15 protein-coding genes are annotated in these 15,274 nt (G+C 69.0%); 2 read left to right on the top strand and 13 right to left on the bottom strand.

Annotated elements, in window-relative coordinates; translation table 11 throughout:
• From ABZ004_RS35295 to ABZ004_RS35250, 10 genes are all read right to left on the bottom strand, one after another.
• Positions 1–1,320, bottom strand: a 1,320-nt coding sequence (locus ABZ004_RS35295) for an AAA family ATPase (RefSeq protein WP_355685879.1), incomplete at its 3' end; no start/stop codon positions are given.
• Positions 1,321–1,536: 216 nt separating this feature from the next.
• On the bottom strand, positions 1,537–1,692 hold the full coding sequence (locus ABZ004_RS35290) for a hypothetical protein (protein WP_232828087.1): 156 nt from the start codon (positions 1,690–1,692) through the stop codon (positions 1,537–1,539).
• Between the two features lie 189 nt (positions 1,693–1,881).
• Positions 1,882–2,736 (bottom strand): bifunctional DNA-formamidopyrimidine glycosylase/DNA-(apurinic or apyrimidinic site) lyase, encoded by an 855-nt coding sequence (gene mutM, locus ABZ004_RS35285; RefSeq protein ID WP_355685877.1) that lies wholly within the window; start codon positions 2,734–2,736, stop codon positions 1,882–1,884.
• A gap of 5 nt (positions 2,737–2,741) precedes the next feature.
• Positions 2,742–3,473 (bottom strand): ribonuclease III, encoded by a 732-nt coding sequence (gene rnc, locus ABZ004_RS35280; RefSeq protein WP_355685876.1) that lies wholly within the window; start codon positions 3,471–3,473, stop codon positions 2,742–2,744.
• A gap of 14 nt (positions 3,474–3,487) precedes the next feature.
• Positions 3,488–3,679 (bottom strand): 50S ribosomal protein L32, encoded by a 192-nt coding sequence (gene rpmF / locus ABZ004_RS35275; protein ID WP_133985275.1) that lies wholly within the window; start codon positions 3,677–3,679, stop codon positions 3,488–3,490.
• A gap of 69 nt (positions 3,680–3,748) precedes the next feature.
• A complete protein-coding gene (locus ABZ004_RS35270) occupies positions 3,749–4,261 on the bottom strand; it encodes a YceD family protein (protein WP_355685874.1) in 513 nt (170 codons plus the stop codon).
• A 140-nt stretch (positions 4,262–4,401) separates the two neighbouring features.
• Positions 4,402–4,887, bottom strand: a complete 486-nt coding sequence (gene coaD / locus ABZ004_RS35265; RefSeq protein WP_355685872.1) for a pantetheine-phosphate adenylyltransferase — start codon at positions 4,885–4,887, stop codon at positions 4,402–4,404.
• Positions 4,884–5,480 (bottom strand): 16S rRNA (guanine(966)-N(2))-methyltransferase RsmD, encoded by a 597-nt coding sequence (gene rsmD / locus ABZ004_RS35260; RefSeq protein ID WP_355685870.1) that lies wholly within the window; start codon positions 5,478–5,480, stop codon positions 4,884–4,886. Before rsmD ends, coaD begins: the two co-directional genes overlap by 4 nt.
• Complete coding sequence (gene recG, locus ABZ004_RS35255) at positions 5,477–7,717, bottom strand: ATP-dependent DNA helicase RecG (RefSeq protein ID WP_355685868.1); 2,241 nt, start codon at positions 7,715–7,717, stop codon at positions 5,477–5,479. The genes rsmD and recG overlap by 4 nt, the downstream gene beginning before the upstream one ends.
• Positions 7,714–9,498 (bottom strand): DAK2 domain-containing protein, encoded by a 1,785-nt coding sequence (locus ABZ004_RS35250; protein ID WP_355685866.1) that lies wholly within the window; start codon positions 9,496–9,498, stop codon positions 7,714–7,716. Before ABZ004_RS35250 ends, recG begins: the two co-directional genes overlap by 4 nt.
• 735 nt (positions 9,499–10,233) lie before the next feature.
• Here ABZ004_RS35250 and ABZ004_RS35245 point away from each other — a divergent pair.
• Entirely contained in the window at positions 10,234–11,235 is a 1,002-nt protein-coding gene (locus tag ABZ004_RS35245) for an SAM-dependent methyltransferase (RefSeq protein ID WP_355685864.1), read from the top strand.
• A gap of 3 nt (positions 11,236–11,238) precedes the next feature.
• Here the strand turns inward: ABZ004_RS35245 and ABZ004_RS35240 are convergent, their stop codons facing one another.
• Positions 11,239–11,691, bottom strand: a complete 453-nt coding sequence (locus ABZ004_RS35240; RefSeq protein WP_355685862.1) for a MarR family winged helix-turn-helix transcriptional regulator — start codon at positions 11,689–11,691, stop codon at positions 11,239–11,241.
• 66 nt (positions 11,692–11,757) lie between these two features.
• Between ABZ004_RS35240 and ABZ004_RS35235 the strand changes: the two genes are divergently transcribed.
• Positions 11,758–12,867 carry a nitroreductase/quinone reductase family protein gene (locus ABZ004_RS35235; protein ID WP_355685860.1) on the top strand — a complete coding sequence of 370 codons (1,110 nt, stop codon included), beginning with the start codon at positions 11,758–11,760 and terminating at the stop codon, positions 12,865–12,867.
• Positions 12,868–12,956: 89 nt separating this feature from the next.
• Here ABZ004_RS35235 and rpmB read toward each other — a convergent pair whose 3' ends face one another.
• Together rpmB and ABZ004_RS35225 are read right to left on the bottom strand one after the other, a co-directional pair.
• Positions 12,957–13,178 carry a 50S ribosomal protein L28 gene (gene rpmB / locus ABZ004_RS35230; RefSeq protein WP_112237032.1) on the bottom strand — a complete coding sequence of 74 codons (222 nt, stop codon included), beginning with the start codon at positions 13,176–13,178 and terminating at the stop codon, positions 12,957–12,959.
• Between the two features lie 83 nt (positions 13,179–13,261).
• Entirely contained in the window at positions 13,262–15,247 is a 1,986-nt protein-coding gene (locus ABZ004_RS35225) for an aldo/keto reductase (RefSeq protein ID WP_355685858.1), read from the bottom strand.
• Positions 15,248–15,274: the final 27 nt, after the last annotated feature.

The following is a 15,274-nucleotide window of genomic DNA, read 5'->3' as shown; positions in this document are numbered from 1 at the left end:
GCCAACCGCCCACCCAACCCGACAAAAAACGGCCGCCGCCACCGCGGCGCCCCCCCCCCCCGCCGCTGGTTGGGCCCCCCCCCCCCCCACACCCCCCGCGCCGCCCCCCCCGCGGCTCTTCAGCGCGTTCACCTGGCCGGTCAGCCGGGCCAGGCCCTCGCGACGGTCCGCGGCGGCCCGGATCAGCGCCGCGATCCGGCGCTCCTCCTCGGCGTGTTGCGCCTCCAACTGCTGGCGCTTCTCGACCGCCTCGGCGAGCAGCTCGGAGTGGGCCACGACCTCGGCCTCGATCTCCGCCTCGGTCTCGCGGACCCGGGCAGCCTCCAGCTCCAGCTCTTCCGGGTCGCGCCCGGCGCGGGGCTCGTCGGCCTCGTCGTTGAGCGACCGGATCCGGTCCGCGGCGATCCGCGCGGTGCCCTTGATCTTCTCGCCGAAACCGGACAGCTGGTACCACGTGTCCTGGGCAGCCTGGAGCGCTGGCGCATCGGTCCGCAGCGCGTCCTCGAGGGTCGCCTCCAGATCCCGGGCCTCGCGCAGCGCTGCCTCGATCTGGGCACGCTTCTCGGTCAGCGCGGCCTCGTCCTTGAGCTCGGCCTCCAGCGCGGATTGCGCCTGGACGATGTCATCGGCGAGCAGCCTGGACCGGCCATCGCGAACCTCCGCCTGGATCGTCACTGCCCGGCGCGCCACCTCCGCTTGGCGCCCGAGCGGCTTCAGTTGCCGGCGGATCTCGGCGATCAGGTCGCCGAGCCGGTGCACGTTGCCCTCGGTCGACTCCAGCTTCCGCAGCGCCTTCTCCTTGCGCTTGCGGTGCTTCAGGACGCCGGCCGCCTCCTCGACGAAGCCGCGGCGGCCTTCCGGCGTGGCGCGCAGGATCGAGTCGAGCTGGCCCTGGCCGACGATGACATGCATCTCGCGGCCGATACCGGAGTCGCTGAGCAGCTCCTGGACGTCCAGGAGCCGGCAGTTCTGGCCGTTGATCTGGTAGTCGGAGCCACCGTTGCGGAACATCGTCCGCGAGATGGTGACCTCGGCATAGTCGATCGGCAGCGCGCCGTCGGTGTTGTCGATGGTCAGCACGACCTCGGCGCGACCCAGCGGCGCGCGACCCGACGTACCGGCGAAGATGACGTCTTCCATCTTGCCGCCACGCAGCGACTTGACGCCTTGCTCGCCCATCACCCAGGCGAGACCGTCGACGACGTTGGACTTCCCGGAACCGTTGGGGCCGACGATGCAGGTGATCCCTGGTTCGAAGTTCATCGTCGTGGCGGACGCGAATGACTTGAAGCCCCGGAGCGTCATGCTCTTCAGGTACAAAGCGAAAGCTCCCAACCCGTGAAAGGACAGACGATACCGAAAGGAACCGTCATAACTTGCATCGGCCACCGCACGCACGGTGACTATGCCGCTACCCGGGGGAAGAGTTCCGCTCTCGAAGTCTACCTAAGGCGGACATGAAACCGGCGGAGGCCCGGACGGGGGCCGCCGCCGTGGGTGGTGCGGACGGTGATGGTGGTGCGGCTTCGGTGTGACTCAGACCGAAGCGGGGGCGCGCAGAGCTTCGTCGACGGTGAGCAGTCGTTCCTCGTGAACGGCTGCGACCAGATGGTCGTTCTCTGCCTGCAAGCGCATCACGTGCGCCTCCAGATCGGCGACACGCCGGTTGAGCAGACGAACCTGCTCGAGCATGCGCGGGTCAGTGCCTCCAAGGTGCCCTAGAAGAGCCTTGGCCATTGTGCTGTCCTCCGGAAGGGTTCTGGCAGTTTGGCGCCCCTGGAGCCCTGTACTGGGAGGAGCGCATAAAAGTGTGCCGTCTTTTAGGGTGACACCGGCAAAGCCAAGGGTCAACCTGGGGTACGTCAATTAACGATATCTCGCTCACCACCGGGCGTGTCGCGGCATCGGCTGACACTTCGGGCAGCGGAACGAGGAACGGTTCATGAACGGTTCGCGACGGATCGGCCGGCCGTCACGCGGGCACGGCGAACCTTCCTGGCCGTAGACCGCCAGGCCGCGCTCGAAATAGCCGGATTCCCCGTTCACGTTGACATACAGGGCATCGAAGCTGGTCCCGCCGACGGCCAGCGCGGCCCCCATCACTTCCCGGGCGTGTCGCAGTATTTCCCTTGCCTGCAAGGGTTTCAGCGTCTCGGTAGCCTTGGCGTAGTGCAGCTTGGCGCGCCACAAAGCCTCGTCGGCATAGATATTCCCGACTCCGCTGACCAGCGTCTGGTCCAGCAACGCCCGCTTCAGGCCGGTCTTCTTGCGCCGGATCGCGGCGACGAAGAGGTCGTCGTCGAAGAGCGGGTCGAACGGGTCGCGGGCGATGTGCGCGATCTCCGCGGGCAGCTCGGCGCCGCCTTCGGAGTACGACAGACCACCGAACATCCGCTGGTCCACAAAACGGACCTCTCCGCCCTCGTCGGCGAACCGGATCCGGACCCGCAGGTGCTTCTCGTCCGCGGCGCCGACCGGCTGGACCTTGAACTGGCCGCTCATCCCCAGATGGGTCAGGACGGCGTCGCCGGAGGTCAGCGGCAGCCACAGGTACTTCCCGCGGCGGGCCGGCGTGGCGAAGACCTGGCCCTTCAGCCGGGCGGAGAAATCGTCCGGCCCGAGCAGGTGCCGGCGCAGCGGGCGCGGGTGCAGGACCTCGACGGCGTCGATGGTCCGGCCGGTGGTGAATTCCGCGAGCCCGCGGCGTACGACCTCTACCTCAGGAAGCTCAGGCACCTCAGTTAAGGCTGTTGCGAGGGGTCGATGCTGTCGGGGTGGGCCGCGCGCAGGGCCTTCCAGGCGGTCTCGGCCGCCTGCTGCTCGGCTTCCTTCTTGCTCCGGCCGATCCCGTGCCCGTAGGTGTCCGCACCGATCCGGACCCGCGCCTCGAACGTCTTGGCGTGGTCCGGTCCCGATTCAGCGATCACGTACTCCGGTACGCCGACCCCGAGCTGTGCGACGAGCTCCTGCAAGCTCGTCTTCCAGTCCAGGCCGGCGCCGAGCCGGGCCGACGACTCCATCAGCTCGTCGAACAGGGTGTGCACCACCCGGCCGGCGACCTCGAACCCGCGGTCCAGGTAGACGGCGCCGATCAGCGCCTCCACACAGTCCGCCAGGATCGACGACTTGTCCCGCCCGCCGGTGGCTTCCTCGCCGCGGCCGAGCCGGAGGTACTTGCCCAGCTTCAGTTCCCGGGCCACGCCGGCCAGGGCGCGCATGTTCACCACCGCCGCACGCAACTTGGCCAGCCGGCCCTCGGAGAGGTCCGGATGGTTGCGGAACAGCGACTCCGTGACGATGACGCCGAGCACGGAGTCCCCGAGGAACTCCAGCCGCTCGTTGGTCGGCAACCCACCGTTCTCGTACGCGAACGAACGGTGGGTGAAGGCGTGCTCCAGTAATGCGTCAGCCAGCGATACGCCGAGCCGCTGGTTCAGCTCGGCGTAGAGCCCCGATTCGTTGGCAGAGTTCACTGGGAGGTTGCCGTTTAGCTCTCGACGACCTGGCGACGCTCGCCCTTGGCGCCGTACTGGCCGCAGGTCGGGCAGACGGTGTGCTGCAGGTGCTTGGCGCGGCAGGCGGGGTTCACGCAGGTGACCAGCGCGGCGGCAGTCGTCTTCCACTGCGCCCGGCGGCTCCGGGTGTTGCTGCGCGACATCTTCCGCTTCGGAACGGCCACGGTTATGACTCCTCGGTTCGGCCGGGGGCTTGCGACCCGGCCGGCTGGCTGGAAAGTGGTTGTGCGATCTTACGGTTTTTCATCCTGCGGGAGCAGGCCACTCAGTGCGGACCAGCGCGGGTCGGCCCCGTCCTCGTGCTTGTGACCGGGCTCCTCCACCAGGCGCACCCCACACTCGGGGCACAGTCCCGGACAGTCGTCCGCACACAAGGGCTGGAACGGCAGCGCGAGCACCACCTGGTCCCTCAACGCCGGCTCGAGGTCGATCAGATCGCCCTCCATCCGGCTGGCCTCGTCAGGCTCGGCGTCGCTCTGCGGGTAGACGTACAGCTCCTGGACGTCGGCGAGGAACTCGTCCTCGACATCGACCAGGCACCGCGCGCACTCGCCGACCAGCCGGCCACTGGCCGTTCCGGTCACGAGCACCCCTTCGACCACCGCTTCCAGTCGTAGATCGAACTGGATCGGGTCGCCCTCGGGGACGCCGATCACGTCGATACCGAGATCGGCCGGTGCCGGTGCCGTGAAGGAGACTTCGCGCTGGGACCCGGCGCGGCGTGACAGCTCGTGCGTATCGATCACGAGTGGGGACCGCGGGTCCAAGACGCTCAGGACATCCCTTTCAGGCGTGGGGCAGGCAGAATCTCAGTCTCGTCGAGACCGAGGGATAACATTACCAACTTACCGGCCGGTCGCCCAATTCGGGGGCGACAAGCTGCACATCAGGCCAGCTTCGCGAGCAGCCGGGCGTGCACCGCGGGCGGCAGGAAAGCGGATACCTCGCCGCCCAGCTTGGCGATCTCCTTGACCAGGCTGGACGAGATGTAACCGTTCTCCGGTGCGGTCAGCAGGAAGAGCGTATCCACTCCGGTCAACTTGCGGTTCATCTGCGCCATCTGCAGCTCGTACTCGTAGTCGCCGGACCGCAGCCCCTTGACGATCGTCTCGGCCCCGACGGACCGGCAGTAGTCGACCAGCAGCCCGTCGAACGTCCCGACGCGCACGGTGGAACCACTGCTCGCGGAGACGGCATCAGCCAGCTCGGTCAGCATCTCGACCCGCTCGTCGACGTCGAACAGGCGCTGTTTGGACTGGTTCACCCCGGCCGCGACGATCACCTCGTCGAAGGCGGCGGCTGCCCGGGTGATGATGTCGAGATGCCCGTTGGTGGGCGGGTCGAAGCTGCCCGGGAACACAGCCCTAGTCATGATGGCTCACCTGCAGCCGGTACGCCGCCTGGTTCATGGCGGTGACCGTACCAAAGCCGGGCCTCGCCGTACTTGCGGTCGCGCAGCGCGGCGAACCCTTCGGGCCACTCCCACGGCTCGCGTTTACCGCGCTCGACCACTACAACCGCGTCGTCGGCAAGCCAGCCGTTGTCCCGCAGTGAGGTCAGCACCTCCTGCAGCTCCAGCGTTTCCAGCTTGTACGGCGGGTCGGCGAACACCAGGTCGAACGGCCCGCCCGAATTGTCGCCGGAGGCAACCTTCTCGGCCGGCCTCACCGCCACCGTCGCGCCCGGCAGCCCGACCACCTTGACGTTCGCGGTGACCACCTCGGCGGCCTTCCGATCGGATTCCACCAGCAGCACCCGGGCCGCGCCGCGGGACAACGCCTCCAACCCGATCGCCCCGCTGCCGGCGTACAGGTCGAGAACCGCAAGCCCGTGGAAGCTGCCGAACTCGGTCTCCAGCGACGACATCATCGCCTCCCGCACCCGATCCGCCGTCGGCCGAGTCCCGCTCCCGGCCGGTACGCCGATCCGCCGCCCCCCGGCCGCTCCCCCGATGATCCTGGTCAAGTCTTCTCCAAGTAGTCGGTCGCCTCGGAGGCGAGCGCGCTGGCGACGTACGAGCGCAGGCCTGGATAGGTGACCAGCTCGGGGTCGACCGAGACGATCGAGTTGGCGACGTGGCGGGCCGAGAAGATGACCTCCTCGTCGCGGAGGACGCTGAGCAGCTTGAGGCTGCTGCGGCGGCCCGACTGGGCGACGCCGAGGACGTCACCCTCGCGGCGGGTCTCCAGGTCGATCCGGGACAGCTCGAAGCCGTCCGTCGTACCGGCTACCGCGGCCAGCCGTTCGCGCGCTTTGCTGCCGTCCCAGCTGTCGGTCACCAGCAGGCACAACCCCTGCACCTTGCCCCGCCCGACCCGGCCGCGGAGCTGGTGCAGCTGCGAGATCCCGAACCGGTCCGCGTCCATCACCACCATCGTCGAGGCGTTCGGTACGTCGACGCCGACCTCGATCACCGTGGTCGCGATCAGCACGTCGATCTCGGCCGCCGCGAACCGGGTCATCACCGAGTCCTTCTCGTCGGAAGGCAGCCGCCCGTGCAGGATCTCCACCCGCAGCCCGGCCAGCGGTTCGGCGAGCAGCTCGGCCATCTCCAGCACCGACTTGGCCGGTGGCGGCTTGCCCTTCGCGTCCGCCTCGTCGGTGGCGGTGGCGAACTCGCCCTCCTCGTCCGCGGCGTTCTTCACGTCGTCGCCGATCCGCGGGCACACGACGTACGCCTGATGGCCCTTGGCCACCTCCTCGCGGACCCGCTCCCAGGCGCGGGCGACCCAGGCCGGCTTGTCCTTGGCCGGCACCACGGAGCTCATGATCGGCGAGCGGCCGGCCGGCAGCTCGGTCAGCGTCGAGACCGACAGGTCTCCGAAGACGGTCATCGCGACCGTCCGTGGGATCGGGGTCGCGGTCATCACCAGCACGTGCGGCGTGTTCTCGCCGGACTTCTGGCTCAGCGCGGCCCGCTGCTCGACGCCGAACCGGTGCTGCTCGTCGACCACGACCAGACCGAGGTCCGCGAACTGCACCTTGTCCTCGAGCAACGCGTGCGTTCCGACCACGATCCCGGCGGCGCCACTGGCCGCGTCCAACATCGCCGTACGGCGTGCTGCCGCGTTCAGCGAGCCGGTCAGCAGACCCACTCTGGTGGCCCGCTCCGCGCCGCCGAGCATGCCCGCCTCGGCGAGCTCTCCGAGCATCTTCGTCAGGGTCTTGTGGTGCTGGGTGGCGAGCACCTCGGTCGGGGCCAGCAGGGCTGCCTGGCCGCCGGCGTCGACCACCGAGAGCATCGCCCGGAGCGCCACGATCGTCTTGCCGGAGCCGACCTCACCTTGCAGCAGCCGGTGCATCGGGTGCGGCCGGGCCAGATCGGCGAAGATCTCCTCGCCGACCTCTGCCTGGCCGGCGGTGAGCTGGAACGGCAGCCGGGCGTCGAAGTCGTCCAGCAACCCGCCCGCGGTCCGGGCCCGCGGGACGGCCTTCAGCGCGTCGGTGACGGCCCGGCGCTGGGCCAGGATCGTCTGCATCACCAGGGCTTCCTCGAACCGGAACCGCTTCTGCGCGGCGGTCCAGTCCGCCTCGGTATCCGGCAGGTGGATCTTCTGGAAGGCCTCGCGCAGGCCGATCAGCTTCTCCTTGCGCAGGATCAGCTCCGGCAGCGGGTCCTCGAGCTCTTCCAGGCTGTCCAGGACGATCTTGATGCTGCGCTCGATGGTCGCCGTCGGCAGCTTCGCGGTCGCCGGGTAGAGCGGGCGGAACGGGCGGGCCCGGCGCTCGATCTCGGCCTCGCTCAGGTCGTCCTCGTCGAGGATCTCGGTGCCCGGGCTCTTCAGCTGCATGATGTCGCGGAACATCGTCACCTCGCCCCAGAACAGGGCGGCGGTCGCGACGGTCAGCTTGTTGGCCAGCCAGGGCTGGTTGAAGAACGCCAGCTCGATGTCGTTGCGGCCGTCGGTGACGACCACCTTGGTGATCGTGCGGTGCCGGCGGAACTTGTTGACGTCCTCGGGCTTGATCTCCATCTTCGAGTCCAGCGAGCGCACGGTGACCCGCTTGACCCGGCCGCTGACCGTCGCCTGGTCGCCCACCTCGAGTTCCTCGAACGGGGTCAGCTCGCCCTTCTTCAGGTACCGCCGCGGGTAGTGCCGCAGCAGCTCACCGACGGTCTCGATACCGAGCACGTCCGCGAAGATCTTCGCCGTCTTCGCGCCCAGGAAGTCGCGAAGCTTCCGGTCGATGTCCGTCTTCATTCCACCCCGATCAGCAACGGGTACCTCTCCTGACCACCGTCGTACACCACGACGTCGACATCTTTGCGGTTCCGGCGCACGTGCCGGACCAGCGCGTCGACCAGTTCGGGGCTCGCGTTCGCGCCCCGGACCACCGTCATCAGCTCACCACCGCCGCCCAGCAACCGGTCGGCCACCCCGGTCGCGGCGGCGGTGAGGTCCTCGGTGATCAAGGCGAAATCGCCGTCCACCACGCCCAGCGCGTCGCCGATCCGGCAGGTGCCGGCCATCGTCCAGGCGTCCTTCACCGCGATCGTGACGGCCCCTTGGCGGGTCTGCCCGGCCGCGGCAGACATCTGTAGGACAGCGTCGTCGAAGCTCTGCTCCGGATCATGGACCGCGATCGCCGCCAGCCCTTGAACCTGCGCGCGGGTCCGGATCACCGCGACCCGGCGGCCGTCCTGGCGCGCGGCGGTCGCGGCCGCTTCGGCGACGGCGATGGAGTCCTTGTCGTTCGGGAGGATCAGGATCTCGGGTGCGCCCGACTGCTCGATCGCGGCCAGCAGTTCACCGGTCGAACAGCGCCGGCCGGGACCGCCGTTGACCACGGTCGCGCCGGATTCGGTGAACAGCTTCGCCAGCCCCTCGCCCGCGGCGACGGCAACCACCGCCCGGCTCACGATCGGCGCATGTGGCGCCAGATCGGCGAAGTGCGTCACCCGGATCCGGTGCGGCCGCCCGATACCGATCCCGAGCTCGATCGCAGCCCCGACGTCATCGGTGTGCACATGCACGTTCCACAGCTCGTCACCCCCGACCACCACCACGGAGTCCCCCAACCCCGCCAGCGCCCGCCGGAAATCCCCGATCCGATCATCCACCGCGTCGAGCAAATACATGACTTCGTACGCCGGTCCGCCGGGCTCCAGATCGCCACCGTCCCCCAGCCCGTCGGCGCCCAGATCGCCGCCGTCACCCAGTCGGTCGGCGCCCAGATCGCCGCGGCCACCCGGCCCGTCGTACGCCGGATCGCCACCGTCCTCCGCGGCCGCTCGGGCTCCATCGCTCTCCGTCCCGACCGCCTCCAGCCGGCCGGTGCCCAGGCGAGGCAGCCGGGGTGGGACACCGGTGCCCTCGCCCGGCGGGCGGCCTGAGAGTACTGACTCCATGGCGCCGAGGATCACCACCAAGCCGGCGCCGCCTGCGTCGACCACGCCCGCGCGCCGTAGTACGTCCAACTGTTCTGTCGTCTTCGTCAGGGCCAGCCGGGCGCCGGCGACGGCAGCCAGGCAGACCTCGGCGAGCGAGTTCCCCTCGTTGGCGGCCGCCAGAGCCGCGTTGGCGGCTGCGCGGGCAACGGTGAGCATCGTGCCCTCGACAGGCTGCGCGACGGCCCCGTACGCCGCGTCTGCGGCGAACGCCAGGGCATCGGCGAAGGCAGCGGCCTCGTTCATCCGCGGGTCGGCCAGGAACGCCCCAGGACCGCCCTCCTGGTCCCGCGGCAGGTTCTCCGCCAGCCGCATCCCACAAGCACGAACCAGCTGCGAAGTGATCACACCCGAATTGCCCCGAGCCCCCAGCAGCGCGCCCCGGCCGAACGCCTGGACCGCCTCCGCAAACGTCAACTCCCCCTCGGGCAACGCCTCACAGGCCGCCTCCCAGGTCAGATACAGGTTGGTCCCGGTATCCCCATCGGGCACCGGATACACGTTGAGCTCGTCGATCTCGGCCCGCGCCCGGCGCAACTCCACCAACGCCACCCGAGCCCAGCTCCGCAACACCCCAACCGTCAACGCATCCACGCCCGGAAGGCTAACCGGTCCGAGCCTCCTCCCCACCCATCCACCCGCCGCTCCCCCGAACCCGCCACCTCCAACGAACTCTGTGCCCCAACCCTCCATTGCCTCGGCCCCCAGACAGCCGAACCAGACACAAAGTCACCCGTACGACGACTCGCCGAGCGAGGCCAGCACCGCAGGGCTGGAGCGGAAGCGGGCGGCGAGGGGCTCGAGAGCCGTCCCATCGCTCACCCGCACTTTGAGCCCCGCCTCACCATCCCCGCAGCATGGGAATGATCGAGCCAGGCACAAAGTCAGCCTGGCGGGGTGCCGGCCGGATCGGACGGACCGACGGGTGGCTGGACCAGCGGGCGTCACGCGCGGCGCCAGCAGGGGGAAGGTGTCTGGCGTGGCGCCTCGCGGCCGGCGTGGTGGCATCTGGGCGACATGGGGCCGGCCGGCGTAGGCGCCGGTGGCCACGTGAGGGCTGGTGGCCGGCGTGGGGCTGGCGGCGTGGGGTGGCGGCGCGAACCCGCCTAGTGCACGGGCTGAGCATCGGGAGGGCGTCGGACTACTCAACTCATGCACCAAGACACCCGTACGCCGGGTGGCGCGCGGGCAGCGTACGGGTGGCGCGGCGTCTTGGTGCACCGGATGAGTGTTCCGGCGGTGTGGAAATGCTCATCTGGTGCACCAGGACGCTTGCAGGCGCGGGCGGAGGTGGCGGGGTCGCGCGGGATGGGCGGCTTAGGGTGGGGTGTGGAGATCTTGTTCTCGGTGGCGACCGACAGTTATGACCTGGCGGTGCGCGAGATCCGGGAGGAGTTCGGGGGCGGGATCCGGATCGAGCGGGTGAGTGGGGATCTGGGGCGGATCGTCTCGGGTGGGCCGTCGGTCGGGGAGTTGGCGGCGGCTTGTGATCGTGGGCGGATCATCTTCGTGCGGCACTTGACCGTGGAGCTGGCGAGTTTCAAGCCCAGCGAAGTGCCCGAAGCGCATGAGCTGGCGGAGCTGGTGCTGGAGGGGGTGCCGAAGCATCCGCAGGCGGTGGCGGTGCAGACCTGGACCGACGGGGCGGGGAGCGGCGGGTCGTTTTATCACCTGCTGGAGGATGCGCTCGGGGCTCGTGGGGTGGCGGTGAGCCGGGCTGGGCAGGACCTGGTGGTGTCGGTGTTTGTTTCGGCGAAGACCGTGATCTTCGGCCTGAACCGGCTCGAGTACAGCTTGTCGGACTGGCCCGGTGGGCGGATGCGGCTGGCTCGATCGGACGAGCGGGTGTCGCGGTCGGAGTTCAAGCTCGAAGAGGCGATCCAGACGTTCGGGCTCGACCTGCCGCCGGGCGGGAAGGGGCTGGATCTCGGCGCCAGTCCGGGCGGCTGGACGAGGATCCTGCGGCAGCACGGTCAGGAGATGTGGTCGGTCGATCCCGGCGCGCTCGATCCGCGGGTGACGGCGGATCGCAAGGTTCACCACGTGGCGACCACCGCCGGGGAGTTCTTCCGGCACAACCGGATGCACTTCGACGTGGTGGTGAACGACATGCGGATGGACCAGGTACTGAGCGCCCGGGTGATGCTGGACGCCGTACCGCATCTGAGCCGTGGCGCCCTCGCGATCGTCACTCTCAAGGGCGGCGGCAAGAACCCCCTCGACGCGGCCCGCCGCGGCATCGACGTCCTCAGCAAGCAGTACGACGTACGCCACGCCCGCCAGCTCCACCACAACCGCCGCGAGATCACCGTCGTCGCCGACTGCCCGTAGTCCCTACGAACGCGGATCCTCGGCCGCGAGCAGCTCGGCCAACAGCCGACGGAGCTCGGCGTGCCCGGCCGGCCCGATGATCTCGTCGATCCGCTCCTCGATCCCCCGGATGGTCGCGATTCCCGCGGCGATGCACTCATGGCCGCGCGGAGTCAGCATGATCAACTTCGCGCGCCGGTCGGTCGGATCTGGCTTCCGCTCGACGTACCCCAACTCCTCGAGTTCGTCGACGAGTTCACCCATCGCCTGCGGACTCATGTTCGCCCCGCGGGCCAGGGCGCTGAGGCGGCTTCCGCGCGGGCTGATCTGGGCGAACACCGCGGAATGGGCGGGTTTCTGCGGGTAGCCCGCGCCGACCACCCCGTCGACGATCTGGAACCCGAGCAGGCTGTAGGCCCGGCCGAGCATCGAGACGGTGTTCTGCGTCTGCTCGGCGGGGTCTTGCGTCGTTCCCATTTAATCAAGTATACCTGATTATCAGGGTTACCTGATGAATACCGAGCGCCCACAAGGAGGCGCGCCATGACAACTCTTGGATCCATCCCGGCCGCGACGACCACACCGCGGACCGAGGAGATGGCGGTGATCCACCGGATCTTCCGGCGCGGCTTCCCGCTGACCACCTGGCTGGTACGGCGAACGCCGCCGGCCGCCGCAGCGCGGGCCGAGGTGGTCGCCACGCATCTCGACTTCCTCCTGAACGGGCTGCACAACCACCACGCCGGCGAGGACGCGACGGTCTGGCCCCGGCTGCTCGAACGCGCCGCGCCTCAGGCCGAGCTGATCGACCGGATGGAGAAGCAGCACGAAATCGTGGCTGAGAGATCGGCACGGGTGCGCACGGCCCTCGAGGTCTGGCGTGTGACGCCGGTGAACGGGGAGGCGCTGGCAACGGCGCTGGAGGAATTCACCGAGGCACTGGTCGAGCACCTCGACGAGGAGGAGGCCAGCGTCGTCCCGCTGATCCGCGCCCACATCACCGTCGACGAGTGGCGGCAGTTCGGCCAGGAGACGTTCGACAAGTTCACCAACGCCGAGAAGCTGATCGCCACCGGCGCCCTCGAGGACGTCGCGACCCCGGAGGAAGCGGAATGGTTCCTCGGCGACCTGCCGGTTCGGATCAAGGTGATGTGGCGACTGGTCGGCCGGCGACGCTACCGCCGCTACATCGCCCGCGTCCGCGGCTCGGCAACCCTCGGTCCGGTACTGCGGAGAATCGTGCGGAATGCCAACCGGCTCGCCTGTGCGCTGTATCGCCGGTCAGGAGGGAAGATCGGCGGTACGGCGAAGGGCCTGCCCGTTCTGCTGATCACGGTTCCCGGCCGCAAGACCGGTACGCCGCGCAGTGCGCCGGTCGCCTACTTCGAAGACGACGGCCGGTACGTCGTCACCGGTTCCGCAGGTGGCACCAAGACCGATCCGCAGTGGTTCCGTAACCTCCGGGCCGCGCCCAGTGCGCAGGTCCAGATCGGTGAAAGCCGGTACGACGTCAAGGCTCGCGTCGCCGACGGTGCCGAGCGCGACCGGCTGTGGCAGGACGTCGTACTCGCCCGCGCGCCGTTCTTCACGAAGTACGAGGAGAAGGCCGGCCGGATCATCCCGGTGGCGGTGCTCACGCCGATCACCGAGTAGCCGGGTAAACGTGACGAGGCGCCCGGGAGAATCCCGGGCGCCTGGTCAGGCCCTACACGGAGTTGTGCCCCGGCGAGGGGCAGAAAGTCCTAGCCGACGACGCGCTGGACCTTGCCCGCCTTGATGCAGGACGTGCAGACCTTGAGCTTGGTGGGGGTTCCCTTGATGGTCGCCCGGATCGTCTGGATGTTCGGGTCGAACCGACGCGCCGTGCGCTTCTTGACCCGACGGATCATCGCGCCCTTACCCAGCCGCGCAACACTGTTGCCGAACGTCGGCTTCTTGTCACAAACATCGCACTTCTTAGACATGATTCTCCGTGTTTAGGGTCGAGACACCGACAGACCATGTTACATAGCCATCGCGCCTCGACCAATTCGGTCCCCAGCGTGGACTACACCTGTGTAAGCCACGCCACTTCTTCGGCCGACAGCTCCACCGACAGACCCGGCATCGAGGTCCGCGTCTCCGAGATCTGCCGCGGCCCGATCAGCGGGAACACCGGGTACGGCTGGTGCAGCAGCCAGGCCAGCGCGATCGCCGTCGGCTCGACCCCGCGGGCCGCCGCCAGCTCGCGCGCCCGGTCCAGCCGGGCGAAGTTCTCGTCCGAGTAGAAGCAGCGGACCAGCTCCTCGTCGGAGCGGTCCTCCGGCTTGGCCCGGCCGGTGAAGAACCCGCGGGCCTGACTCGACCACGGGAACAACGCCACCTGCCGCTCCCGCAGCCACGCCTGCGACTCGTCGTCGCTGACATGCCGGCAACCGGCCCACGGTACGTCGTACGCGCGCGCCAGGCTCAGGTGGTTGCTCAGCAACGTCAACGGCTGTTTGCCGTGCGTCGCCGCGTACTCGTTCGCCTCGTCGAAGCGCTCCAGCGACCAGTTCGACCCGCCGTAGGCGCGGATCCGCCCGGCCCGGAAGTGCGAGTCCATCACGTCGACGAACTCCCCGACGGGGATCTCCTCGTTGTCCCGGTGCATCAGGTAGAGATCGACATGATCGGTCTGCAGCCGGTCCAGCGACTCCGACAGCTGCGAGGTGATCGACTCCGGATCGCAGTGCGGCGTGTGCGCACCCTTGCCGATGACAACGACCTCGTCCCGGTTTCCGCGCGACTTCATCCACTGTCCGAGCAGCTTCTCGCCGCGCCCGCCGCTGTAGATGTACGCCGTGTCGAAGGTGGTCCCGCCGCGCTCGAAGAAGTCGTCGAAGATCGTCGCCGCGTGCGGCAACGTCGGCTGGTTGTCCACGCCCATCACCAGCCGCGACACCGGCTTGTCCAGCCCGGGCACCTCGCCGTACGTCATCGGAGCGTCCGTACGCCGGGCCAGCGGGCGACCGGTCACGGTCGGGATCAGCACGTCGTCGCGCTCACTTGCGTACTGCTGCCCGATCGCCTCGCGCCACTTGTCCTGGACGACGAGGTTGCCGAGGGTGTCCTGCCAGCTCATTTCTGGCGCCTGCCGGGCCTCGATGGCGGCCGCGACCGCCTCCGCCTCGGCCTGGTAGATGAAGGCCGGTTCCGCGGAGATGTCCCGCGGCTCCTCCCCCACCTTGTGCACGGTGACGTGGGTCGGCTTCCCGTCGCCGCCGAACCAGGGATCCTCGACCACGAGGTAGCCCTCGCTGCCGAGCACCCGCACCCGGTTCTCGTCGTTCAGCCGGACACCGGTGCTCACCTGCGCGGTCACCCCGGAGTCGAAGAAGAGCGTCGCCACCGACCATTCGTCCACCCCGGTCTCGCCGACCTGACCGACCGCGGTCACCGCCGCGGGATCGGCGTACGGCGCTCCGGTGGCGGCACCGGCGATCAGCCGCGCGTAGGAGACCGGGTAGCCGCCGACGTCGAGGATGCCGCCGCCGGCCAGTTCGTTGGCGAAGATCCGGCTGGAGGCGTTGAAGGACGCCTGGAACGCGAACGACGCCTGGATCTGGTGCACCTTGCCGATCGCGCCGTCGCGGATCAGCTGGGCGACCAGCTTGGTCTGCGGCAGGCAGCGGTACATGTACGCCTCCATCAGGAAGACGTCGTTGCGCACCGCGGCCTCGATCATCGCCGCGGCCCAGGCCCGGTTGATCGCGAGCGGCTTCTCGCAGAGCACGTGCTTGCCCGCCTCGGCGGTCTTGATCGCCCATTCCGGGTGCAACGGATGCGGAGTGGCGATGTAGACCGCGTCGACGGTGTCGTCGGCGAGCAGTTCGTCGTACGAGCCGTACCTGTTCGCGATGCCGAACTTGTCGGCGAAGGCGTTGGCCGATTCCGTACTACGGCTGCCGACCGCGACCACCTCGTTGGTGGCCGACGACGGGACCTGGCCGGCGAACCTCGACGCGATGTTGCCGGTGCCGAGAATTCCCCAGCGGAGCTTGGTGGAAGACAAGAGGTGGTTCCCCTCAAAAAGGAGCGG

It is taken from the genome of Kribbella sp. NPDC006257, assembly GCF_040613535.1.
In the GTDB taxonomy this organism is placed as follows: domain Bacteria; phylum Actinomycetota; class Actinomycetes; order Propionibacteriales; family Kribbellaceae; genus Kribbella.
This window is presented reverse-complemented; position numbering and strand designations above follow the sequence as displayed.

Bases quoted from the DNA above. Each gene is read 5' to 3' on its own strand.
- ABZ004_RS35235 (WP_355685860.1), top strand. From the start codon at position 11,758: ATGACAACTCTTGGATCCATCCCGGCCGCGACGACCACACCGCGGACC.
- ABZ004_RS35240 (WP_355685862.1), bottom strand. From the start codon at position 11,691: ATGGGAACGACGCAAGACCCCGCCGAGCAGACGCAGAACACCGTCTCG.
- recG (WP_355685868.1), bottom strand. From the start codon at position 7,717: ATGAAGACGGACATCGACCGGAAGCTTCGCGACTTCCTGGGCGCGAAG.
- rpmB (WP_112237032.1), bottom strand. From the start codon at position 13,178: ATGTCTAAGAAGTGCGATGTTTGTGACAAGAAGCCGACGTTCGGCAAC.
- coaD (WP_355685872.1), bottom strand. From the start codon at position 4,887: ATGACTAGGGCTGTGTTCCCGGGCAGCTTCGACCCGCCCACCAACGGG.
- ABZ004_RS35290 (WP_232828087.1), bottom strand. From the start codon at position 1,692: ATGCTCGAGCAGGTTCGTCTGCTCAACCGGCGTGTCGCCGATCTGGAG.